Raw genomic sequence first — 23910 nt, forward strand, 5'->3', positions numbered from 1 at the left:
TAAACAAAAAGACAAGTTAATTTTGCTTAGCTTGTCTTTTTGTTTTTTAAAGCAGGAACAAATTAATCGTTATTTTTCTTTGCGTCTAAGATAGCTTGAATACGAGGATGCAGCTTATTACCGTGCTCATGTTCGTATTCTTCACGCTTTAAGTCCGTCATGCTTTTCACCGAGTGAGTCGGTAAAGCAATAGGTGCTGTCGTGAGCTTTCCTTTCTCAAGCAATTTCATCGCCTGACGGTAGTATTCACGGAATTTCTTTAAAATCAGATGCTCAGGCAGTCGACGTAGCTCGTAGAACTTGCTTTGCATTAACCACAATTCAATATCGTCATTTGGCGTACGTGCCACGACTCGGTTTAACGCATCCTCCAACTCAGATTCCGTTGGTAAATCTTTCAATACCACCAATTCACCCATAATTGGCGGCCATCGGTCCCCCGATTGCAGACGCTCGCGACAGTGCTGGATAATTCGCACTAACTCTTTATCTGTAAGCGAATCCGCGAAATCCAAAAAGCGACCTGTTGGACGTTTACCGTAGCTTTGCACCCATGTTGATTCATAGATACTAAAGAGCGTACCAAACACCTCATTGCATCGATCGCTCGCTTCTTGAGTAACGACAAGCGCTTGCTCAGAAAACGTCGGCTGTGGTTCAGTGACAATGGGTTGCTCCCAGCTTACGCTAGGTTCATTTTTCACAGTAAGAGATTGACTGGTAGATACTTTATCTTTGTTCAAGTGATCCACGTTAGCTTCAATACCAAGTTCACGAAGTCGACTTTCGAATGACGAAAAGTCCACTTTTTTTGGTTTTTTAGAATAGCTCATAGCTTCTATCTCTTTGGGTCAATTAGAAGGATGGTTTCTTGCCTTGCTCTCTCAAAAATTGTCTAAATTCTTCAGAAGGGCTGACATGCTTATCTCGAGCACTGCTGTGCTGTTGATATCTCGCTTGTTTTTGGCGATCTTTTTCCATCCACTGCTTCTTCAAGTTAATCGAATATCTTAACTTGTTGACGAATTGGGTAACAGGACCAATGAAGTTTGCCTGCGTTTTTTGGTACAACACGAACTCTTTCCAGAACACACGTAAATCCATATCTAAAGCAGAGTGGTGCAGCTCTCTTTCCGCCCAGCTTGGAATTGTGTTTTCATCGAGATCGTAGGAGTTGAGATAACCATTATTTAGACGACTGCTACTTTCAACGTTTCGATAACTATTTGGCGCTGCTGGTTCTTCGGCTTGGTGGCTACTGGTTAGTTTTTCTAAACGCCCAGTTCGTTTACTTTCTTCAAGCCAGTTTTCAAAATTGCGCTCCAACCTTGAAATGTTGACATTACCCCGACCATTTTGGCGAATAAATTCACGCCAAACATCGTCTCTATAGCTTGCCGGAACCTTATAGAAATCACATGTTTTATTTGCCCATTGCGGCAAGCCAGCTCCTTCTAACGTCGTGATCGACGGTTTCTCTGTCATTGGCGCGGCTTGTTGTACCGATGGTTGAGGCGCAGATTGAGAATCGGAGTCTAATGTGAGCTGACATGAATGCCTCTCTACACTGCCTTCGCGTGTGGTTCGCCCCATCGCGAGCAAACCTTTTTGCGATAAAGCAAACAAGATGCTACTTAACTTGAACTCTTCGCACAGACACTCTTGTGTAATATCACGCAAGACAAACGATGCTTGTCCATCTGCGCTCGCGATGTCCGATAGTTTTAGAAGAACCAGCTTCTCTTCAGCACTAACGTTGTGTGCCTGCCAAGCTAAATAGGTGTGTTTATAACTCATGTAATACTCCCAAGTTGCCCGCAGATTTTACTAAGATGCTACAGAGAAGAAAACAGATAACTTTTACTCCATCACTTTCATTGATGGTAAATCACACGCTTTTCAACATTAGCTTGAGCAAATGCGCAACAATCCTAATTAATTATATACAACGCCGTCCGCGCTGTGTCTCTGTTGGGTAATGAGTTGGACAGTTTTATACTTGGAAAATCAAAATAAAACGCCCACTTAAACAAAGTAGGCGCTGTTATTTTCAAACCATGTTGGAGGTTTCAACTAAGAACTTTGCAGACTTACCAAAATCACGCCAGCGGTGATCAAGCCAATCCCCATCCAGTTAACCATACTGAGCTTCTCTCCCAGCAAAACCACACTGAAGATCGCAACTAACACCACACTCAGCTTGTCGATAGGTGCAACTTGAGAAGCTTGCCCCAATGACATAGCGCGAAAGTAACACAGCCATGATGCGCCGGTTGCTAAGCCCGACAGCACCAAAAACACCATACCTTTGGTCGAGATCTCACCTATGGCACTGAATTGCTTAGTCGCGTAAGCAATCAAACCGACTAAGACAAGGATGACGCAGGTACGAATAAAGGTCGCCAAGTCTGAGTTGATATTGGCGACACCCAGTTTGGTCAATACTGCGGTCATCGCTGCGAACGCAGCTGACATAAGCGCCCAAAATAACCAAGAAGTTTGTAGCATTGCCTTTCCCCATTCATCCCTAAAAGCAAAAAAGGCGTTGCAGAGTATACTGCAACGCCATGTGTTCGAATCAGTGTCTCACCAGAGCTTAGAAGTCTGCCGTCATACCAACGTAGTAAGTACGTGGCGCTTCTACATAGCCGATGTTCTCTAGTTCTTTAGATACACGTTCGTCAGTCAGGTTAGTGATACCCGCACGAATACGCAGCGCATCGCTCACATGATAAACCGTGCCTAGATCCATTGTGGTGTAAGCATCTTGAGTTAACTCTGAATCAATCTTACGCTCACCACGGTAGCGCGCGCTAGCAAACAGGTTCAAATCTTGAGTTGGGTACCAGTTTAATCGTGCAAACGCAGAGTGCTTGTAACGCTCGTTCAACTCTTCACCTGTCGACTTATCTTCAGTATCCAGATAAGTGTAGTTACCTGACATCGCCCATTGCTCGGCAAACTGAATGCTACCGGTCAGCTCCACACCTTGAATTACCGCTTTTGATACGTTTTGGTAAGATTTGTACGGGTTAGACAACTCACGATCGATAGGGTCACCATTGTCATCGATACAGCTCATCACCGCACTCGACCATGTACCCACTTCACAGAAGATATCCGTTTGTTCGATCAGGTTTTCGATTTCGTTACGGAATACCGCCCCTTCTAGGTTCCAGTTACGACCGCTGTACAATGCCGAGAACTCATAGTTAACGCTGGTTTCTGCTTCCAGATCTTCGTTACCTACGATATTACAGTTGCCCTTACAGCTGTTCATCGAGAAGTCTGGATGGTTTTGCGTCATGGTTGGTGCTTTAAACGCTTTACCCACACCACCTTTCAATACCAAATCATCCGTTGTTTGATGTACTAGGTACACACGCGGACTGAACTCTTCACCGTAGTGTTCGTGCTTATCCAAACGACCACCAATCGTTGCCGTCAACGTATCGGTCATTTCCCATTGGTCTTGAACGAATACGGCACCTTGGTATGCCTCTGCTTTGTTGCCCTTAATATGCTCAGGGTTCGTAAGTTGGCTAGTTTGGTAATCCACACCAAAGGTTACTGTGTGGCTTTCACCTAGATAAGTCGTTGCTGACGCCTCAAAGATTTGTGTCAGCTCTTCAATTGAATCAGCACCATCGTTTGCCGCTTCAATGTTCTCTACGTTTTCACGTGAGTAACGAACTTGCGTATCACCCCAAGACCAAAACCCAGTGTGCGATAACGCTTGGCTGTTACGTTTAACGTGAGATTCAGAGTAAAGCACAGTCGTTGCGCTTTCAGCCGCCGTATCACGTTCATCATCGCTGTAACCAAGATCTAAATCGATGAATTGGTTATCAGCCAAATGCCAAGAAAGTGTACCGAACATCGCCAAACTGTCACGACCTTCAAGAGCAGTAATTTCTGAACGGTCGTAATCTTGACCTTTCACACTCTTAATTCCTGTGTACGGCTGCCATGCATTGCGGCTAGTTTGAGAAACCGAAAAACGAGCAAATAGTGTGTCGTCAATCAGAGCGCCAGATGTAGTCAAACCTACGGTGTATTCTTGACCGCCATTGCCATCATTCGGCGATGTGTTATCTAGGCTAAGCTGTGAGCTCCAATCGTTGTCTGGCGACTTGGTGATAATGTTAATCGTACCGCCCATGCCGTCTGAACCATAAAGCGCCGACATAGGACCACGGATGATCTCTACTCGCTCAATTGAATCCATTGGGATCGCAGAAAGATCAAAGTCGTTACCACGTACAATCGCACTTGCTGAACTCATGCGACGACCATTTACCATGATCAATGTGTACTTAGAATCCATACCACGGATAGAAATTTGCTGACGACCCGCACGTGTGCTGTCGAAGTCTGACTCCACGCTGGTTGCATTAGACACGATGTCTGCCAGCGTGATGCCCGGATCGTTTTCGATATCTTCAGCGGTGATCACCGACATAGAAGCTGGTGCGTCTTTCAGCTCCATCTGGGTACGAGTTGCTGTTACAACAAGCTGCTCATCAGCTTCGATTGGCGTTGTATCAGCAAAGACAGAAAAAGAAGTGCATAGCGCACCGATCACCACTGCTAATGGTTTTGGCGCAAACGGAGTCGTCTTCGACATGGTAAAAACCTATAAACTTTAATGGAACTTATAATGATAATGGTTCGCATTAAATAGCCTTTACATAACGAAGACAAGCAACCGAGCATTTGCCGAAGTTATTACGATTATGTCAAATGTGAATAATGAATTCCTTTACCATTCACTCTCAGTTGAGCCATATATTTCTTTAAATAATGACTTAACCCAATTACACATCGGGTCGTTATGATAGCGCTTATGCCAGTACAAATAGACCGATTCACTGTCCATTCGAATCGCTTTCGGTACGGTTTTAGTAATCAATTTCCTGCCCTGACAAGCATCTTCCGCAAAGGGTGTTGGCAAGTGAAAAATCACATCTGTTTGTTCTGCGATCGCTGGTGCAGCATTGAAGTTTGAAAGCTGGACAGGAATCGATAATTGACGCTTTTTATCCACCACACCAAGCTCGACAAAACGATGATAAATCGACAGCGTTTTGCCTCCTTGAAGTGAGATTTGACCGAAATTGCAATCGAGCAGCATCTCTACCGTCAGCTCTTCAACATGCGCAAGCGGATGGGTTTCGCTCATCAGGAATCGGTAGTCGCGATTGGCAATTTTCATGCGGTACAAATTCTGCTCAGAGCTAGGCGGCTCGGCGGTTGAGAGCACAAAATGTACATCCCCTGCAATCAGTGCATCGAAATGGCGCTTCGGGATGGAGTCGATATCGACAATCATGTTCGGCGCTTCTTCACGGATACGCGAAACAATCGGTGGCAGTAAGAAAATTACCTGTGGAACCAAGCCGTAAAAACGGATCGTCCCGTTACTCTTTTCAGGTACAAATGACTGACCGTACATCAGCTTTTCTAGCCCGGTTAGAACGGTGTTCAAATCTTGCTTGATCACTTCGGCTTTTGGGGTCAATTCGTAGCCGTGTGCAGTACGTACTAACAGCTCATCGTTGAACAAGTTTCTGAGTTTTTGTAAAGAGCGGCTCACCGATGGTTGGCTCATATTGAGCGATACCGCTGTGTTGGAAACATGCTTCTCTTCAAGTAGGTGTTTGAGAATAAACAATAAGTTCAAGTCGACTTGAGCTAAATTCATTTTTTGAATACTCACTATTCCGCTAATTCTGTTGCTGCATATAGACTATCTGCTAATGTGTCTGCAATCAATAATCATTCTTATTTGATTTTAATCAAATTAGTTATACCGCTTTACGACTAATCTCCCGCTTTATTTTTTAAAGCACTATTTGTTTTTTAAGGCACTAATGCGAGATTGCATCGCACCTTTTGGAAATCATTATGTTGGGTAAAACTTCTCTTCGCGTAGCAACGGGAGCTTTGCTGCTTGCATTGGCTCCTATCGGGGCAATGGCTAAAACCTACCAACACAGCTTGGGCACAGTAGACATTGATGGCGTTCCACAACGCGTCGTTGTTCTAGGCTACGGCAGTTTAGACTACATTGATGCTTTGGGTGTAACACCTGTCGGCATGCCAAAAACACTGTTGCCAAAATCACTAGAAAAATTCCAAATCGACTCGTTTGTGAATACGGGTAGCGTAAAAGAAGTGAACTTCGAGACGCTGTTTATGCTCAAGCCAGACCTGATCATCGCAGAAGGTCGCATGGCAGATATCTATAAAGATCTGAGCGACATCGCACCAACTTACATGTTCCGTATCGACACCACCGACTACTGGAAAACAACCCAAGAACACTGGCGCACGCTGGGTGACATCTTCGACAAAGAAGAACAAGCTGAGCAGTTAATCGAAGACGTTCAAGAGCAAATCGACCATCTTCACGCAAAAGTAGAAGAACAACCACGACGCGCACTGACGGTCTCAAACAGTGGTAACAGCTTGGCAATGTTTGGCACCAACAGCCGTTTCTCATTCGTGTATGAAGAAGCAGGCTTCGCGACTTCGACTTCTGAAAACGTGAAATCTGTACCACGCACTCACGGCAACCTGATTTCATTCGAATACATCGCTGATGCGCAACCTGAAGTACTGCTTATTCTTGACCGCGAACAAGCCATCGGTCAGAGCAGTGGTAAAGCAAAACAGCTGTTCGACAACGATCTCGTGAAGTCGACACCAGCGGCGAAAAACAACCGCGTGCTGTTTATGGACCCAGCGGCTTGGTACTTAACCGCAGGTGGCTACCAATCGACGCAAACCATGATTAAAGAGCTGAACCAAGTCATTGCTGACTAGGGTCTGTTTATCTTTCGTGGTTAAATTTTGTTCGAGATAAAAGCGTTTTAATCGCGGCGAGTCGATTGAAGCCTAGTGGTTCTAAGTAAAATTGACTCAACAAAGAGTAAAACGCTTTTAGCCGAACCCTTTGGGCAGCGTTTGTAGGTGCTTTCTTTCCTGCTCATTCTAATCGGTGACCTTTCCCGCTTCACGGTGCGAAAGGTCATTGTTGTTTTTATCACCCTATAAATACACCATGAAATTACATCATATCTTGGCTTTTTTGCTGCTCGTCGTACTCGCCTGCGCCTCTTTGTTGGTTGGGGTGGCGAACGTTTCACTCTCGCAGATTTTGGCTGGTGACAGCCACAGTTTGAACATCTTGCTGGTTAGTCGCTTACCCCGCTTGCTTGCCATCGTCTTAGCCGGAGCAGGCTTGAGTATCGCTGGTTTGATCATGCAGCAGATCGTGCAAAACCGCTTTGCTGCCCCATCCACCACCGGTACGGTCGATTGGGCAATGTTCGGCTACATCGTCGCGCTGATTCTGTTTGCAGACATGAGCAGTTGGGTTCACCTGGTCACCATCTTCGCGTTTTCTGTGATTGGTACGGTGATCTTCGTGCGCTTCTTGCAACGTTTGAAGTTTAAGAACACCGTACTCGTCCCGCTGATCGGCATCATGTATGGCAACGTGGTGTCATCCATGACCACCTTTATTGCCTACAAGTACGACCTAGTACAGACTCTTGGTTCTTGGACTGTGGCTAACTTCGCCTCGGTATTGCGTGGTAACTACGAATTCTTATATCTCGCTCTTCCGGTCTCGGTTCTGGCTTACGCTTACGCTAACCGCTTTAGCGCGGCAAGTGTGGGTGAAAGCTTTGCAAAAAACATTGGTTTGAACTATCAACGCATCGTTCTGGTTGGTGTGATCCTTGTGGCTGTACTGTCGTCATCGGTGGTAATGATCGTCGGGATGATTCCGTTTCTTGGGCTTATCGTGCCAAACCTTGTGTCGCTGTTCATTGGTGACAACATGCGTCGTAACTTGCCTTGGACCGCATACGCAGGTGTGATTTTGGTGCTTACTTGCGACATTCTAGGTCGACTCATTATCTTCCCTTACGAGATTCCAATTTCGATGATCATCAGCATCTTGGGTGGCTCAATCTTCATTTACCTAGTTCTGAGAGACAAATCGAATGCGTGATTCTATGAAAGTAACGCTGCTGGCAATCGCGGCGGTTTTGATTTGTGCGGTGTTCATCGGCAAGGGCTTAACGCCAGATAACTACCAGTTCTTCTTGTCACGCCGCATCCCGAAAGTACTGGCGATTGTCTTGGCAGCAATGGCGATTGCGTCTTCGTCATTGATTTTCCAGACCATCACCAACAACCGAATCCTCACCCCTTCGATTCTGGGTTTCGATTCCATGTACGTGATGATTCAAGTGCTGCTTGTGGTGATGTTTGGGGGCTTGAGTGCTTTGGTCATCAACAGCAAACTCAACTTCGTGTTGTCGACTGGCATCATGATTGTGTGTGCGATGACTTTGTTCAGCTTCTACTTTCGTGGTCGTCAGCGCAATATCTTCACCCTTTTGTTGATTGGTATCGTGTTGAGTAGCTTGTTCAACAGTGTCACTGGTTTCTTCACCATGATCACCGACCCAGATGAGTTCACCTTCATCCAAAGTTCCATGTTCGCGAGCTTCAACAACATCAACAGTGAGTTGGTGTACTGGTGTGTGGTTCCGATGCTGCTGTGTGGTGCGTACCTAATGCGTATTGCCCACAAATTAGACGTAATGTGGCTTGGTGTCGATAACGCGAAAAGCCTAGGTGTGGATACCCACAAACTGACCATGCAAGTCATGTTCATCATCACTTTGATGGTGTCTATCTCGACCGCATTGATTGGTCCAATCTTGTTCTTTGGTCTGATTGTTGTGGCTCTGACTCGCCAAATCTTCACTGGTTACCAACATCGCTTATTGATTGCCGCAAGCTCAGTACTGTCAGTTGTACTGCTGTCTGGCGGTCAATGGGTGGTTGAAAACCTGTTCGATTTCGACACCACCATCAGCGTTATTATCAACTTTATCGGCGGCGGCTACTTCTTGCTTCTGCTTATGAAAAACAAATTCGATTAAGGGTTTATCACATGATCCGTATTCAAGGTCTTAGCAAAAAATACAACGAAAAATACGTGGTAAAAAACGCCGATGCCCTTTTTCCACTTGGTAAAGTAACCAGCATTATTGGTCCTAACGGCGCGGGTAAAAGTACCCTACTGTCTATGGCGAGCCGACTAACAGAAAGCGATGCTGGTAGCGTCGTGATTGGTGATAAGCCGCTTGACCAATGGAATACCGAAGACTTGGCAAAGCGCCTATCAGTGCTGCGCCAATCAAACAACATCAACATGCGCTTTACGGTGCGTGATTTGGTGGCGTTTGGTCGCTTCCCATACTCGCAAGGTCGTCTGACAGAAGAAGATCACCGCATCATTGATGAATCGATGCAACATCTGGAAATCGACCATTTGAAAGATCGCTTTATCGACCAACTGTCTGGCGGTCAGCGTCAAATGGCGTTTATTGCTATGGTGGTAGCGCAAGATACCGACTACATCTTCTTGGATGAGCCGCTGAATAACCTCGACATTAAGCACTCCGTCGACATCATGAGTACGCTACGTAAGCTTGCGGAAATGAAGAACAAAGCCGTAGTGATCGTGATTCACGACATCAACTTTGCGTCTTGTTACTCTGACCACATCGTAGCGATGAAACTTGGTGAAGTCATCAAAGCAGGCTTGGTTGAAGAAGTGATTGATGCTGAAGTGCTGAGCGATATTTACGAGATTCCATTTATCGTGCAAGAGATTAACGGCAACCGTATTTCGTTGTACTACCGACGTTAACGTAACCCAATCTGATTCCAAAGGCGGCCTCGTGTCGCCTTTTTTAATTTTGGTCAATGAAGAAGCGTTAAACGCGGAAAAGCGGTGTGTCTCGGCAGCAATAATGATACTGTACTGAACAGTTTTATTTAAGTTGATTTAGTTATGCGCGCATCTACTGAAAAGAAAAGAACTCGAATCATCGAAGTGGCAACCGAGCTGTTTATTGAACAGGGTTACAAGGACACGTCACTCGATCAAATCGTTGCAATTTGTGGTGGTTCAAAACAGACCCTTTATCGTTACTTTTCCAATAAAGAAGGGTTGTTTGTTGAAGTGCTCGCGCATAACACCAAGATCAGCCTAGAATCCGTTTTCCAACTTGCCGATAAACAGAATGAACCACTAAGAGAAACCTTAGAAGACTTCGCTAAAAAGTATCTACGTGGCATTTGCTCTAACCCAATCTTATCGCTTTATCGCATCGTGTCTGCTGATTTTAATAAACACGACTCGGTTCCAAATCAGTTTTGGCAAACCGGACCGCAGCGTATTCACCAATACTTAATTGAGTTTCTAAAAACCGACACCATCAGCCAGCAACTTAACATCGATGATGCCGATTTAGCCTGCGGGCAGCTACTCGCGCTGATCAAAATGGATTACCAGAACATGGCACTGATGGGCTTTGATTTCTTAAGTGATGAAGAATTGGATTCGCACACACAAAAAGCGGTGACGGCGTTCCTTAAACTTTATCAGCGCTAAGAACCTCAAAACTAAAAAAACAAAGGGAGCACATTGGCTCCCTTTGTTCTTTTACGGCTTAGTTACCGAGTTGTTTGGCTGGCTATTTGTTCTGTTTACCTAACCTCAGTGCGCTTCTTGTTTTGCGGCTAGCTTCTTACCAATCAACAAGATTGGCGCAAGCGCAAAAATAGACACAATAAACATCACCAACGAATTACTCAGCGCCAATGTCGTTGCTTGCTCCTTCACAACGGCACTAATCTGGCTCATGCCGAGCGCCGGATTAGGTAAGCGACCATGAGTTAGAATCGCACCGCTCAACGCCTGCTCGTAAGCTGCGAATACGTGATTAGAACCATCCAGAGTACGACCAATTTCTCCCGATGCTTGCGCACTGTGGTTTTGAATCACACGAGAGAAAAACGCCCCGCCAATCACCCCGCCCATGGTTCGGAACAGATAGAAGTTAGCAATGCCTTCTAAGCGCTGCCCTACTTGGAAATACATCAACACCGCAATCGTCACCGACACGTTCAACAAGCCAACACCAAAACCGCGCAGCAGCATTGGGATGGGTAGTGACTCTGTACCAACAAAGCTTGGTAATTGGCTGAACTCATGCACCGACAGTAGAATCATCAGCACGCCAAAAGGCACCACAGCATCCGCCAGCGGACGGCGGAAGTAATACACCAATACACTTACCAGCATGCCGACCAACATGGCGTAAAACGATGGCAACTGCGCATAGCCCGCATTGAGGCTGTTATAGTGCATCGCCATTTTTAGGAAGTTAGCAAACAGCACCGTACTTGCCATCACGGCAAAGCCTGCAAGAAAGGCGTTGTACATAAACACGTTAGTCTTTAACTTGCCGTGCAATTGCATCGACGCAGTATCCAAATGGCGCGTTTTCACCAACTGATACACCACCAACAAAACCAGTGCTGCAGCGACAGAAAAAACCTGTACAAACCAGTCTGAATCCAACCAGTTGTAGTAGCTGCCGCGCATGAGTAGGAACACCACCAAACTCATCGTTAGCGCGAGTACGAAGTAAACTGAAGCTGATGATTTTGGCTTAGCTTCAATCTCAATCGCCTGAGGTTTGTATACGCCGATCATTACTAGAGCTGAAAAGTACAACCAAGCCGAAACAACGTTCAAAAACGACCAATCAAACTCTTCAACAATCTCAGCCACCAACCACGGGTAAGCGCCCATTGGTAACAGTGTTGAGAAGATCAGTGTCAGCGCAATAATCGCAGGCAACCAACGCTGCTCAAAAGTATTGAGTAGATAAAGGTTCACCACCACCAATAACATGCTCATGAAAAAGCCGCTTACTAACCAAGTCAGTGTGAACAACAACGCATGCTGACCAGTCCAATAGAGCGCAAGGTTTGTTCCCAAACCCACCAGCAATGAAGAGTGCAATGGCAATGACGTACCAAGCTTACGCACCATGATTGGGGTAAACATAAACCCTAATACTTGAGTGATCATAAAGCCGATTTTCACTAACTCGACTTCATCTGCGGACAAACCGGATGTGGCTGCCATCTCGTGGGACAACTCGGTAAACATCACCGAATTGATTCCAAAAGCCGCAATGGCGAACAGCGCAAAAATCAGCAATGGTGAACGTGTTTTCATGGCGATTAACCTTGCGTTGCGGTCTCAATCGACACTTCAGCCGACAAGCCAGGGTAAATGCGCTGTTTCAGCTCTTGTGGAATATCCAACTCGATACGCACTGGCACACGCTGAACTACTTTCACGAAATTACCAGTCGCATTTTGCGGTGGCAGTAAACTAAACTGCGCGCCTGTTGCTGGGGTTATGGAAGTTACACGACCATGCAATGGATGATCAGGGAACATGTCTAACACCACTTCCACGTCTTGCCCTTGTTCAACGTTTTCCAATTGAGTCTCTTTGAAGTTTGCCTCAATCCACACGTAATCCGGTACCATCACAATCAACCCCATGCCCGGTTGAACAAACTTACCCACTTGCACTTGTCTGTCTGCCACATAGCCATCAAAAGGCGCTCGAACGATGGTTCGCTCAAGGGCGATATTCACTAGTCTCAAGTTCGCTTCGGCTTGTTTGCGTTGCGCGGTTAGCTGCATCTTTTCTGTCACGAGCGCGTCAAGCTGCTTCTGTTCAGCGGTTAGCGCTAGCTTGGCAGTTTCAAGGTTGCTGCTCGCTTCAATAGAACGCGTTCTTTGCGCTTCAAATTGGTTTTTACTCACCGACTGCTTTTGTACCAAACGAGACAGACGTTTGAACTCCGCCGCTTGATGTTCCGCGTTTGCACTCGCACTGTGAATGCCCTGCTTCGCTTGCTCGATCTTTACCAACTGCATCTCAGTTTTGGTTTGGTTTGCGGTCAGCGCTGCTTTTGCGACATCTAACGCCGACTTCGCGATTTCTTGATTGGCAATGAAATCTTCATCATCAATCGAAAACAGTGGCGCACCTTTGCTTACCCACTGGTTATCTTCGACAAAAAGTTGGCTTACCTGCCCACCGACTTCCGGAGAAATCGCCGTCACATCCGAGTGAACATAAGCGTTATCGGTAGTCACCGTATTAGGTTGGTATAACGCACAACCTGCAGCGAACAACGAACCAATAACAAGCGACAACGCAATGACTTTCTTCTTCATTTTTGAAACCCAACTTAATGATTTCTATAAACTGTACTGTACCGTACAGTTTTAGTAAAGATGCATTTGATCATTTATGGAGGAGAAAGATCCATCCCACTGATTTTTATTGATCTTATTTGATGCCCACTTTTGAATGAAAGGGAGAGAATTGAAGTACATATATTGAGAAAAACAAAAAAGGCGACACCGAGGTCGCCTTTTGATTATGAAAAAATGCTTCGAGATTGAAGCCAGTGAATCACGCTTATTGCTGCGCTACCTTCACTTGTGGTTTCGTTGAACCGGTGTAATCAAAGTCGAACGTGATGCCATCTTTGGTTACATCCACCGCCATACCACCAACGAGTTGGCCTTGAAGGCTCATCATCAGATCTTCTGGAACTGGTTCGCCAGAAACTTCAGATGCCGTTTCCATCACTTCCAATACACGCTCTGAATCCAGAGTGAAGCTCAATAGACCATTCGCTGTTAGTGGCTGTGCCATCACCTTGTCACTTGCAGATGCTGCAGCATCACCGCTGTAAAGCGTCAAGTGACTGTCATTCAGACGAGCAAACACATCAATAGGCTTGCCAGCGTACGGTTCTAACAAACCACCAATATTCACTGGTTGGTTATCCGGTTGGATTTGGATTTGAGCAAGTTCAGGCACAAACATCTGCGCGGTTTGCAGCAACATGTTTGGATCGTCCGCAGAGATCGAGAAGATTGCGTCTAGCTGACCAAGCTCAGGACCGTATTGACCGCTCATGTCTACATCAAGACCGAACATTTCCATGCTCAAGCCTTTCAGACCATTCGCCATACCTGCACCCATGCTGATTGCTGGAGCTGGATTTTGCCCACGCATATCTTGCTGCGCTTTGGTTAAAATTGAACATTGGTATTGAGGCGTAGTTAGATCGGTCCAGATCTTACCAATTGCTGGTGCAAGCGTGGCAACATCCAAGCCCAGCGCTACACTGAACATACTCTTCTCGCCGTTTGATTCCGCGAGTACGCCACGCATTGATTGCAGTGCTTCCAAAATCACTTGGTTTTTCGATTCAACCACTAGGCTACCATTAATGCGCGCCTTGCTGTCTTGGACTGAGTATTCACCAAATACCACCATTTGCGGCCAGTTTTCTGCGATCTGAGTAAACTCGGTATGACACGCTGGCGTGCGAAGTTCATCCAACATTGGATCAGAACCCGCCGTGTTTAGTTGGCGAGCAAGGCGGTTACCATCCGTCGTAGTGAAACCTTTGATGACTTCACGAAAATCAACCAAGCCAAACGAGTTGTTGTTCGCACCGTATTTCGCTTTCAGCGCTTCCAAGCGACCAGAATCCGCAATGTTGTTCTTTGGCGATTCTAGACCAAATGCCATCTTAAGCGGGTTCTCAGCACCTAGCTCAGGAATATCCAACGTCACCGTCAGCACGTTGTTCACTACGCCCACAGCAAGACCAACACCCATTTGCGGATCTTGTGAGTCTGTTAGCTCATAGCGACGAAACTCAACCGTATCCAATTTCACGCTCTCGTGTTGAATGCCGGCTAATTTTTCTTGCTCATCTAAGCTTTTCCATAGTGATGCAGGAGTCTCAAGCTGCATCTTATAAACTGGAACAAAACCAAGCGTATAGATAATTGGGCTTACCATATCGCCAGTACCTAGGAAAGATTTGAGACTTTCAGGTGAAGAAGATGCCGCAACATAAGCATCGAAGAAGTTAACCGCAAACTCGAGACCTGGAGTCAACTCTTCTTCTACGAACAGATCAGCAAGAGGCGGCTGTTGTGTTCCACCGAAAGCAGTCATGTATTCGTAATGATTGAATGGTTCTGTTTGGTAAGTCAGAACAAGTGTATCTGCTGGAACTTGCGTGAGTAGCGAGTTTGAAGATTCACCTTGGGCAAGGTTGTTTTGGTACACATAAGCGGCACCACCAACTGCTGCGACCACTGCAGTAGCTAATAATAATTTTTTCACGACCAACTCCGTTGTCTTGGTTATATTTCCCCAAACCAACTAGCTGGTTTGAGAGAGCATTAAGCCTTCAATGAACGCTTTAACAAGATGAAAAATTTCATTTTTTGTTTCAGGCGTTTATTCGCGTGCAACGCCATCATAAACACCCAACCAGACTTATCAATTTCCCAAATGCTAAATTACTAAAATATCCAACATTTATAAGATAAAACGTGAACTGAGTTAAATTGCTCAATCATACTATTGGTAATTTACTCAATCGAAAGGATAAGCTCCCCTTATCTCACTGACCAAAGCGGCGATAAGATTAAATCTACCCCCTAACTTTTATTGATTGTGTGAAAACAGATCACGATCTGACATTTTCATCAACATAATCAGTAGAAGCCGACGCACCTTTTCCTTAAAGTCTTGCTTTTCAACAAATAAACGGCAGAGCTACACCTAATTAAGCGCAATGAAAGACCAGCTAACGATTTCAATCTCCACCATTAACGGTTCCAAGCATTGGTACTTCAGTAAAACCATGCAACGCAACTTTAAAACTGGCGTAGTGGTGTTTGTACTGGCGTTAGCGGCGACTGCAATTTTGATAAACCACCTCTACTCACAAGTGGATGATGCGGTTCTTAAACAGGCAGAACTGACCGAACGTTCGCGTAGTATCGGGCAAGAACTCGATGATTTAAAAAATCTTAAATCCGAGTTAGAGAACGATCTCTCTGAACGAGAAGAACGCGTTCAACTCGTTTCTGAACGCTTAGGTGAGTTAGAAAAAGTGCTTGGTGTTGCCAAAGAGTCCTCCAGCGATAGTTTGGATGCGCGACTAGATACCGCAGCCATTACCTCACATGTACGTATGGCAATGCTTAATCAGATCCCTAACGGCTCGCCAGTAGGAAAGGCACGTTTTTCTTCTGGTTTTGGTAAACGCGTCCATCCCGTTACAAAGCAAGTCAAGATGCACCGGGGATTGGACTTTGCCGTAAACACTGGAACCAAGATTTACGCGCCAGCAGATGGCGTTGTTGAAGTTACTCGACGCAGTAAAAAAGGCTCGGGTAACTTCTTACGTTTACAACATTCATTCGGCTTTTCGAGCTCTTACTCGCACTTAACAGGGTTCAAAGTCAAAACCGGTGAGTTCGTCAAAAAAGGACAACTCATTGCAATCTCCGGCAACAGTGGGCTCTCTTCTGGTCCCCATCTTCATTATGAAGTGCGTTTTGTCGGACGAGCCCTAAACCCGAGGCCATTTGTCGATTGGAACCTCAATGATTTTGAAGACATCTTTACCAAGGAGCGAAGAATACGATGGGAATCTTTAATCAAAACCGTGGAACAACGAGTAGCCCAACAGCTTCAACTCTCATCGCCAAAGGCTGTACTGTTAGCGGAGAACTCAAAGTAGAAAGCGACATCCAGATTGATGGTATTGTTGAAGGTCAATTGCACGTCGAAGGCACCCTTGTGGTCGCAGAAAGTGGTCGCATCAAAGGCGACGTTTATGCGAAGCAACTTGTCATCAATGGCGTCCTTGATGGCAACTTCCATGCAGAGCACATTCAAGTGCTCGCAAAAGGTCGTGTTAGCGGCAAGATCTGGAGTAACAACTTGAGCATCGAACCGGGCGGTAAGTTCTTCGGTGAGGCAGCAGAGCTACCAGAAAAAGAAGTGGTGACGTTAAAAGACAAATCCCCAGCAGTGAAAGGCGCTGCAAAAGCCGATAAGCCACAGGCGGTTAAAAGCGCTTAATAACAAACCAAAAGAGCACATTTAAGTGCTCTTTTTTGTTTATCCTCTTCATCACCTCTCCCACTCCTTCATATCGTTACGAACACAGCCTCGATAACGGATTCGCACTTGGTAGAAGCGAAGCCAGTACTTTTATTCGGGCAAAGTCAGCGGATTGTGAAACTTCATCCACATGCAAAAATATCGCTAGTAGATTTTCATTTCTCTCGACTATGATTCGCGCTCCTGTGTTTTGGTGATTATTTTAATGAGAATTTATACCGCTATTATCACGGCAGCACTCGCTGCAACAACACTTATCGCGCCTGCTCATGCGGACGATAAATTCACTTTGGGTCGTACCATTTTGCTTGAGCACGGTAACCTAGCAGCAAAAATCCCGATGATTGTTTGCCGCAATACCAACGCGATCAAAGTGAAAGCAGAGAAAGATATCGAACTACGAAAAGTGGTTGTACGATTCCAAAATGGTGACGAAAAAACCATTCGTTTCCATCGTGACCTTGATAAAGACAAAATGACAGATTGGCGTTACTTTGGTTACCGTCGCTGCGTAAAACATATCGAAGTTTACGGTAACTCAGAAGGCTCAAAGGCGGGCGTTCGCGTTTACGGCAAAGAGAAAAACGATTAAGTATCAGAGTGCGATCGTTCCTTTCATCGCAGACAAATACATAAAAAGACTCCCGCTTGGGAGTCTTTTTCGTTCTGTGACGAGTTTAAGCTGAGTGTTTATTGAGCGCTTTGTTTGATTGACTCAAACTTTTTCAACTGCTCTTGCTGGCGCTTCTCAAGCGTTGCTTTCTGTTCGTCAGTAAGCACATTGTAGATATCGTGCTGCGCTTTAAGTTGAGCAAGTTGTTTGTCCAACTGTTTTGCATTTGCTTGCTGAATCAGCTGTTTTGCTTTTGCTTCATCAAAGGATGATGCTTTAACCAATTTCTCGAATTGTTTTGCACTCTCTTGAGCCGCTTTAGGATCTTGTTTGCCCGCTAATTCGCTGCTGAGCTTAATTTGGATGTCTTCAATTTTTGCTTGCTGCTCCGCGGTCATACTCTCTAAACCAAATGGTTTTGGTGCAACAGGCTGCGCTGGTGCGGATTCTGCGAATACATTCGCGCTGCTTAGTAGTAGAATCGTCGACAATAGGTAGCGTTTCATTGGGGGAACCTTCATTTACTGCTATTTGGAATTAGATGAGACTCAATCGATACCACATGGTTTCCTGTACCTAGTAAATATGAGGCATTCCTTCACAAAAATGATTTTCGATTGAAGCCCGAAGGAACCTTATACAATTCCAATAACTGCGTCGTCTTTTCTCGTGATCATTCGTCTTATACCCAAGTAACCTCGGGATGCTAGGTTCAGCGAGAATGACTTGGAAAGAGCTGGCTATTCCGCTGCGTTGTTTTCCTTGCTTTCGGTAAATAGGGAATCAATGACAGCGCTCTGAATCCTGCATCTTGAAGTCACTTGGATATAATCATTGTTTAACCCTAATTTAAGAGCTTATGTTTACCTTTAAACCCGCAATCATTGAGATTGATACCCATAAAATCGCTATTTCACCGGATGACCAGAACCTTGTTGATATCGCTCGTAAGGTCAGAGTGAATATCGCCGCACCGTGTTTAAAGAACAGACGCATCAAAGGCTGCTGTCATGTTTGTAAAGTAGAAGTGGATGGCCAACCTCGCTACGCATGTAAGGTAAAACCCATGCCGGGCATGAAGGTGACCGTGCGTCGTGCTGATTTAGATGCGGCACGTAAAGAGGCAGCAAAAGCTTACAAGCAGAAGATTAAAGCGCATGAGTCTGTCGCCACTGAGCAAAACTGACTGAATACGGCGGCATTCAAAAATAAAAAGGGCGACCATGGAGTCGCCCTTTGCAAATTATGATTTTGGATTGAGGATGATCGTCGTGCGTTTCGCTTTGTTACCGAAGGCACGTTTTGCCAACGCTTTGACTTCTTCTAAAGTGACACTTTGCGCCGCTTTGTCGATATCAAGCAATACATCCAGTCCATAGTCATGAACAAGGTAACGCGTGTATGCCCAACTGCGTTGACCCGGACTGTCGTCGATGTCTTTCATTGCAACCACCAACTGTTTCTTCGCAATATCGACTTCTTTTTGAGTAATGTTCGTTGCCAAATCATCGATGATTTTGCCAAGCTGCGCATCCATTTTACTCACGTCTTTCGGATCGATTTGAGATTCAAAGAACCAGTCAGACACCATCTCTTCATCTTGCGTGATTGGGTAAATGCTTGGGCTGTAATCCAAACTTGCCTCTTCACGTAATTGATCAGTCACTCGTGCTGCCGCAATGCGTTGAAGTATGTCAATAACAACCGTTTCTTGCGCCGTTCTTGGCTGTTCATTGCCGTTCGTTAAACGTAATAAATACAACGACGATGGCTCGTGCCCTTCTGCCATTACCAAGCGTTTTTGCGCATTAGGATTAAAATCGATGTGGTAGTCCACAGCTTCACTTGGTTTTAGATCAATCGATGCAACGTACTTACGCAATAACGGCGTGATCTGCTCTGGGTCGATGTCTGCAACCATCACCATCTTGTAACCGCGGTTGTGGTTAAACAATGTCTCATGCAAAGCGAAAACTTGCTCTGGTGTGACATCCTTAACCCCATCTGCAGCTAACAGAACTTGGCGACTGTTCGGCAGGTAAGCGTTTTCATTTGCCGCTTTGACCCACTTACCCATTGGTGATTCAAAGAACGCTCGACGCTGCTGAACAAACTCGCGTTTCACAGCGGCAAGTTGACGCTCGTCGACTTTAATTTCCGTCATGATGTTGTACAAACCATTTAGCGCACTCGCAAGGTGTGCTTTTGGCGCGATCACTTCTACACCATGATTGGTTGCACCCAAAATAGGAAACAGTGAAATATCCGTTTTACGCAAGTAGCTGTCGAGCTCAGAACCAGAGAAACCACCTAAGCCACTGCGTGCAGCAGCCATCGTTGCCACATCAAAGGCAGGGTACAACGACTTATCTAACGCTGCTTTACCACCTTGGCTTGCTAAATAAACGTATGCGCGATTGGCTGCTTTATCGTCTTTTTGGAACCACACCTCAATGCCGTTCGATAGAGTGTAAACTTGGAATCCACCCTTCTCTTCACGCATTTTAGTGATCGTGCCTTCTTTGGTTGGTTGAATAAAACCATCCGTCTGCGCATACATGTCCAATGGCTTCTCACCAGCTTGTGCATATGCGGCGCTCAAGGCTGCAAATTGACCTGCAAACTGTGCTTTGTTTTCGTTTTTACCCAGTCCAATTACAAAGTTTGCTGGTTCAGACAACAGCGCTTTCAGCTCATCATTGGCATGATCTAATGTGTTGCTGTCGATAAAGCTCGACAAGCTTTGCTCATACCCTTGCTTCGATTGGCTTACCGAGTTGATTTCTAACTGGTAAGTACGCGCTTCGGCATAACCTGCTGGCTTACGTTTCGACCAATCTGAATCAAGATTAGATAGCTCGCCATACCAACCAGACATCACACCATCAAGCTCTTGTTGTGTCACTCCGTAGTCGCGTAAAGACGTTAGCGTATTTAGGAAGATTTTCTGAATATTGTCACGACGCTCTGGCGCAAAAGAAACACCGGCAGACATGACACTGTGGTAGTTGGACGTGTAAGGCTGTGCATACGCGTATTGGAAAGATTCCGCCGCATCATTTAACACCGCAAGCAAACGTTGCTGGATAAGCTGAGCACTGACTTCGTCTTGCCATGCGCTATGTTGTTGAGCCAAGGTTTGGCGCATCACAGAATCACGGTCGATGATCAGATGCAGACTTGGCGATTCCATTTGGCTACTTGGCAGAATGCGATTGGCGTTATTCGCACGAATATCACGTCGCTTCTCAACCACAACGTCAGACGTGCTCTCCCAATTTGAGAATTTTTTCTCGATAATCTTAGCGATCGAGTCCACATCAACATTACCTGTGATGATTAACTCTGCGTATTGCGGCTGATACCACTTGTCATAAAAGCGCTTTAAAGCGGGTGATGACGTATTTTCAATCGAGCTACGCGTACCAATTGGATCGTGTTCTGCGTAAGGCGTCCCCTCAATTGTGGCTTCGTACGCAGTGAAAGACAGCGGCTTATCATCCGGACGAGAACGTCGCCACTCTCCCAAAATCACGCCTTTCTCTTTTTCTACCTGCGTTGGGTCAAATTGAATGCCATCACCGATGTCACGCATCCACGTTAGCGCCTCATTCAGCTTGTCTGGATTGGCGAGATCCAATTTGTACGTCGTCTGCTGATAGGTTGTCGTGGCATTAATATCTGCACCAAAGCTGCCGCCTGATGCTTCAAACAGCTTTACAACATCATTGCCAGAAAAGTGCGTACTGCCATTGAACGCCATGTGCTCAATAAAATGAGCGTAGCCTTTTTGGCTGGCGTCCTCTTGGAAAGAGCCGACATTCATCATCAAACGTACTGAGACTTCTTCGTCTTGAGTCGGATAGATATGGTACTTCATCCCATTGGCAAGTTGGTCGACATGCCAATTTGTATCGGCTTGGAGAGGTGTTGATTGGGGAGTCAGAGCGCACCCTGACAGTAATAATGCGGGTAATAACAACGTGCTACGCATAACTATTGTCCCTAACAATGAATAATTGAGGCAATATATCGATCACGTCATATGCTTGATATTTAATATGCAATATACGCCCTTATAGTAAGACTTTGATCACATTTTATAAAAACAAGAATCATTTACAAAGATGTAAATAACGGTTTGCTAATAAACAAGTTAGCGCAAAAAAGCAAAACAATTTGAACAAAATGTGTGCATTAGCATGAGTATGAATCAAATACGCGACACAGATCGGTATTTATTTTGAACACTAAAATATAATATCGGCGCGAAATACAAATTTTTATAAATAATAAGAGCCAATCATATCTATATGTTTAAGAACTTATCTTTGAAGAACAAGCTGGCGATCTCTGCCAGCGCTGCCATCATCCTCGGGGGAGTGTTGGTAGAGGGGCTGTCTTTCCGTGACTCTTTGCAACGACTTGACGTTGAAGTTGCACAGCGTTTAGAAAGCACAAGCGCATCTTACAACCAATATGTAAGTGACTGGATTCTATCCAAAGAACGAGCACTGACTTCACTATCACAAGACGCTAAAAAATCGGCAATCGTGACGCACTTAAAACAAGTTCGCGATTCTGCCAAGTTTGATAACGTCTTCTTAGCTTACCCAGACGGTTCGCAAGATAACGCAAACGGCGTTGTTCTACCGCCAGGTAACGATGACCCACGCAAATGGGGTTGGTACACCAATGCCATTGCTAATCCATCCAAAGTCTTTATGGATAACCCAACGGTTGCCGCCGCAACAGGCGCAAACGTGGTGTCTTTGGGTAAAGCGATACAGCTTCACGGTCAAACCTCAGTATTAGGTGCTGACGTAGAAATCGGCGATATCCTAAACAGCCTAAACCAAGTAATTTTACCGGGCGAAGGCTATATGTTCATTGCGAACGACCAAGGCAACATCTTCACTCACAACGACAGCAAACTGCTTAATCAACCTGTGAGCAAGCTTGGTTTGAGCAACAATGACATCGTTGCGGCAGCAAGATCTGGTCAGGATCGAACTGTGTCTATTCAGGGTAAAGACTTTGTGGTTTACGCAAAAGCCATCGACGGTACCAAGCTAACCACAGTAACCGTTCTGGATAGCGACTCACTTGTTGCACCACTTTACGATGCCGTTTGGGGACAAATTATCGCGACGGCTATCGTTGTGATCATCTGTGTGGCGTTGTTTAACTTGCTGTGTAACATCCTGTTCCGCCCGCTTTACAACGTCTCTCATGCACTGTCGCAAATCGCTAACGGCAGTGGTGACTTAACTCAACGCATCAAAGTAGAAAACCGCGATGAGGTAGGTGAACTGGCAGAGAACTTCAACCAGTTCGTTGCGAGCCTTCAGCAGCTTATTGGTCATATTCGTCATCAAGCCGAAGACCTAAACCAACAGTCTGAGCTAAGCACTAAGCGTGCAAACCAATCAGTTGATGAGCTAAACCACCAGCAACAAGAAATCACGCTTGTGGCAACGGCAGTGACAGAAATGGCGTCTGCAACTCAAGAGATCGCCTCTCACGCTGAACAAACAGCGAAAGTAGCGCAAGATTCATCAGTAAGTACACAAAACGGTCACTCACTTGTGGTAAACACGAAAGACTCGATCAACAACTTGTCTTCTGAAGTGAACCAAGCAAGTGGTGTTATTAGTGAACTAAACCAACACGCACAAGACATCAACACCGTGCTGTCGACCATCCGTGATATTGCTGAACAAACCAACCTACTTGCGTTGAACGCGGCAATCGAAGCGGCACGCGCTGGTGAACAAGGTCGTGGATTTGCAGTCGTGGCTGATGAAGTTCGCGTACTATCGCAACGTACACACACTTCAACAGAAGAGATCAAATCCACCATCGAAACGCTGCAACGCACCACTCAACGCGCTGTGACCTTGATGGAACGCAGTTCAGAACTGGCGATGGGTTCGGTAGAAGATGCCGACCGTGCTTCGCAAGCGTTGGATGAAATCAATTCAGCGGTTGCATTGATCAGCGACATGGCGACACAAATCGCTACAGCAGCAGAAGAACAAACGCACGTGACCAACGAGATCACTCAGAATGTTACGTCCATCAAAGACGTGACCGATCACTTGGTGATTGGTGCAGAAGAATCCATGAACCAATCTTCTGAGCTGAAATCACAAGCTGAAGACCTCAACTCGAAAGTAGCGACATTTAAACTGGCGTAGTACTCGTTTCTAAGCTCAATATCAAACCCCGCCTAGCTGCGGGGTTTGTTTTTCCCACCGATACTTCTCTCTTAAATTGACCTCAAAGCCTTAAAAATCCGTACATATACCCAACCAGTATTTTCACCTACCGCCGAGAGCAAGCTTCATAGAAAGCGTGGTAGGGCATCATTTAG

At 45.6% G+C, this 23910-nt stretch carries 20 protein-coding genes; 10 read left to right on the forward strand and 10 right to left on the reverse strand.

Features of this window, described 5'->3' with window-relative positions:
* Nucleotides 1-62 precede the first annotated feature (62 nt).
* The 5 genes from MHO32_RS21105 to MHO32_RS21125 form a co-directional block, all read right to left on the reverse strand.
* Nucleotides 63-833 carry a hypothetical protein gene (locus tag MHO32_RS21105; RefSeq protein WP_005449606.1) on the reverse strand — a complete coding sequence of 257 codons (771 nt, stop codon included), beginning with the start codon at nucleotides 831-833 and terminating at the stop codon, nucleotides 63-65.
* Nucleotides 834-855: 22 nt separating this feature from the next.
* Complete coding sequence (locus MHO32_RS21110) at nucleotides 856-1797, reverse strand: hypothetical protein (protein WP_239213841.1); 942 nt, start codon at nucleotides 1795-1797, stop codon at nucleotides 856-858.
* Nucleotides 1798-2073: 276 nt separating this feature from the next.
* Nucleotides 2074-2508: an EamA family transporter gene (locus MHO32_RS21115; RefSeq protein ID WP_045485822.1), complete on the reverse strand. Its 435-nt coding sequence runs from the start codon at nucleotides 2506-2508 to the stop codon at nucleotides 2074-2076.
* Between the two features lie 88 nt (nucleotides 2509-2596).
* Nucleotides 2597-4627: a TonB-dependent receptor domain-containing protein gene (locus MHO32_RS21120; protein ID WP_239213844.1), complete on the reverse strand. Its 2031-nt coding sequence runs from the start codon at nucleotides 4625-4627 to the stop codon at nucleotides 2597-2599.
* Between the two features lie 135 nt (nucleotides 4628-4762).
* On the reverse strand, nucleotides 4763-5704 hold the full coding sequence (locus MHO32_RS21125; protein WP_005429183.1) for a LysR family transcriptional regulator: 942 nt from the start codon (nucleotides 5702-5704) through the stop codon (nucleotides 4763-4765).
* A 203-nt stretch (nucleotides 5705-5907) separates the two neighbouring features.
* On the opposite strand from MHO32_RS21125, the gene MHO32_RS21130 reads away from it, so the two are divergent.
* The 5 genes from MHO32_RS21130 (at nucleotide 5908) to MHO32_RS21150 (ending at nucleotide 10486) form a co-directional block, all read left to right on the forward strand.
* Nucleotides 5908-6828: a siderophore ABC transporter substrate-binding protein gene (locus MHO32_RS21130; RefSeq protein WP_029788702.1), complete on the forward strand. Its 921-nt coding sequence runs from the start codon at nucleotides 5908-5910 to the stop codon at nucleotides 6826-6828.
* A 238-nt stretch (nucleotides 6829-7066) separates the two neighbouring features.
* Nucleotides 7067-8023, forward strand: coding sequence for an ABC transporter permease (locus tag MHO32_RS21135; RefSeq protein WP_017189870.1), 957 nt, complete (start codon nucleotides 7067-7069; stop codon nucleotides 8021-8023).
* Nucleotides 8016-8966, forward strand: coding sequence for an iron chelate uptake ABC transporter family permease subunit (locus tag MHO32_RS21140; protein ID WP_154202136.1), 951 nt, complete (start codon nucleotides 8016-8018; stop codon nucleotides 8964-8966). The genes MHO32_RS21135 and MHO32_RS21140 overlap by 8 nt, the downstream gene beginning before the upstream one ends.
* A gap of 11 nt (nucleotides 8967-8977) precedes the next feature.
* Nucleotides 8978-9739 (forward strand): iron ABC transporter ATP-binding protein, encoded by a 762-nt coding sequence (locus tag MHO32_RS21145; protein ID WP_005449633.1) that lies wholly within the window; start codon nucleotides 8978-8980, stop codon nucleotides 9737-9739.
* Nucleotides 9740-9883: 144 nt separating this feature from the next.
* On the forward strand, nucleotides 9884-10486 hold the full coding sequence (locus MHO32_RS21150) for a TetR/AcrR family transcriptional regulator (RefSeq protein WP_239213847.1): 603 nt from the start codon (nucleotides 9884-9886) through the stop codon (nucleotides 10484-10486).
* A 105-nt stretch (nucleotides 10487-10591) separates the two neighbouring features.
* Here MHO32_RS21150 and MHO32_RS21155 read toward each other — a convergent pair whose 3' ends face one another.
* The 3 genes from MHO32_RS21155 to MHO32_RS21165 form a co-directional block, all read right to left on the reverse strand.
* Nucleotides 10592-12124 (reverse strand): MFS transporter, encoded by a 1533-nt coding sequence (locus MHO32_RS21155; protein WP_239213850.1) that lies wholly within the window; start codon nucleotides 12122-12124, stop codon nucleotides 10592-10594.
* 5 nt (nucleotides 12125-12129) lie between these two features.
* On the reverse strand, nucleotides 12130-13143 hold the full coding sequence (locus MHO32_RS21160) for an HlyD family secretion protein (RefSeq protein WP_239213853.1): 1014 nt from the start codon (nucleotides 13141-13143) through the stop codon (nucleotides 12130-12132).
* A gap of 247 nt (nucleotides 13144-13390) precedes the next feature.
* Nucleotides 13391-15124: a hypothetical protein gene (locus MHO32_RS21165; RefSeq protein ID WP_009695909.1), complete on the reverse strand. Its 1734-nt coding sequence runs from the start codon at nucleotides 15122-15124 to the stop codon at nucleotides 13391-13393.
* A 457-nt stretch (nucleotides 15125-15581) separates the two neighbouring features.
* On the opposite strand from MHO32_RS21165, the gene MHO32_RS21170 reads away from it, so the two are divergent.
* From MHO32_RS21170 to MHO32_RS21180, 3 genes are all read left to right on the forward strand, one after another.
* A complete protein-coding gene (locus tag MHO32_RS21170) occupies nucleotides 15582-16535 on the forward strand; it encodes a M23 family metallopeptidase (protein ID WP_005449635.1) in 954 nt (317 codons plus the stop codon).
* The gene (locus MHO32_RS21175; protein WP_080628684.1) at nucleotides 16439-16879 is read left to right on the forward strand and encodes a bactofilin family protein; all 441 of its coding nucleotides are present in this window, start codon (nucleotides 16439-16441) and stop codon (nucleotides 16877-16879) included. Before MHO32_RS21170 ends, MHO32_RS21175 begins: the two co-directional genes overlap by 97 nt.
* A gap of 247 nt (nucleotides 16880-17126) precedes the next feature.
* Entirely contained in the window at nucleotides 17127-17513 is a 387-nt protein-coding gene (locus MHO32_RS21180; RefSeq protein ID WP_005449637.1) for a DUF2541 family protein, read from the forward strand.
* A 98-nt stretch (nucleotides 17514-17611) separates the two neighbouring features.
* Here the strand turns inward: MHO32_RS21180 and MHO32_RS21185 are convergent, their stop codons facing one another.
* The gene (locus MHO32_RS21185) at nucleotides 17612-18040 is read right to left on the reverse strand and encodes a Spy/CpxP family protein refolding chaperone (protein ID WP_005449638.1); all 429 of its coding nucleotides are present in this window, start codon (nucleotides 18038-18040) and stop codon (nucleotides 17612-17614) included.
* Between the two features lie 353 nt (nucleotides 18041-18393).
* Between MHO32_RS21185 and MHO32_RS21190 the strand changes: the two genes are divergently transcribed.
* Nucleotides 18394-18720 carry a 2Fe-2S iron-sulfur cluster-binding protein gene (locus tag MHO32_RS21190; RefSeq protein ID WP_050922368.1) on the forward strand — a complete coding sequence of 109 codons (327 nt, stop codon included), beginning with the start codon at nucleotides 18394-18396 and terminating at the stop codon, nucleotides 18718-18720.
* A 57-nt stretch (nucleotides 18721-18777) separates the two neighbouring features.
* Here the strand turns inward: MHO32_RS21190 and MHO32_RS21195 are convergent, their stop codons facing one another.
* The gene (locus MHO32_RS21195; protein ID WP_239213856.1) at nucleotides 18778-21528 is read right to left on the reverse strand and encodes a M16 family metallopeptidase; all 2751 of its coding nucleotides are present in this window, start codon (nucleotides 21526-21528) and stop codon (nucleotides 18778-18780) included.
* A 319-nt stretch (nucleotides 21529-21847) separates the two neighbouring features.
* Between MHO32_RS21195 and MHO32_RS21200 the strand changes: the two genes are divergently transcribed.
* Nucleotides 21848-23734 (forward strand): methyl-accepting chemotaxis protein, encoded by a 1887-nt coding sequence (locus tag MHO32_RS21200; protein ID WP_005449641.1) that lies wholly within the window; start codon nucleotides 21848-21850, stop codon nucleotides 23732-23734.
* The last annotated feature ends 176 nt before the right edge of the window (nucleotides 23735-23910 follow it).

Origin of the sequence: Vibrio sp. MMH1-50 (assembly GCF_022347645.1) — a bacterium.
Taxonomy (GTDB): Bacteria; Pseudomonadota; Gammaproteobacteria; order Enterobacterales; family Vibrionaceae; genus Vibrio; species Vibrio harveyi.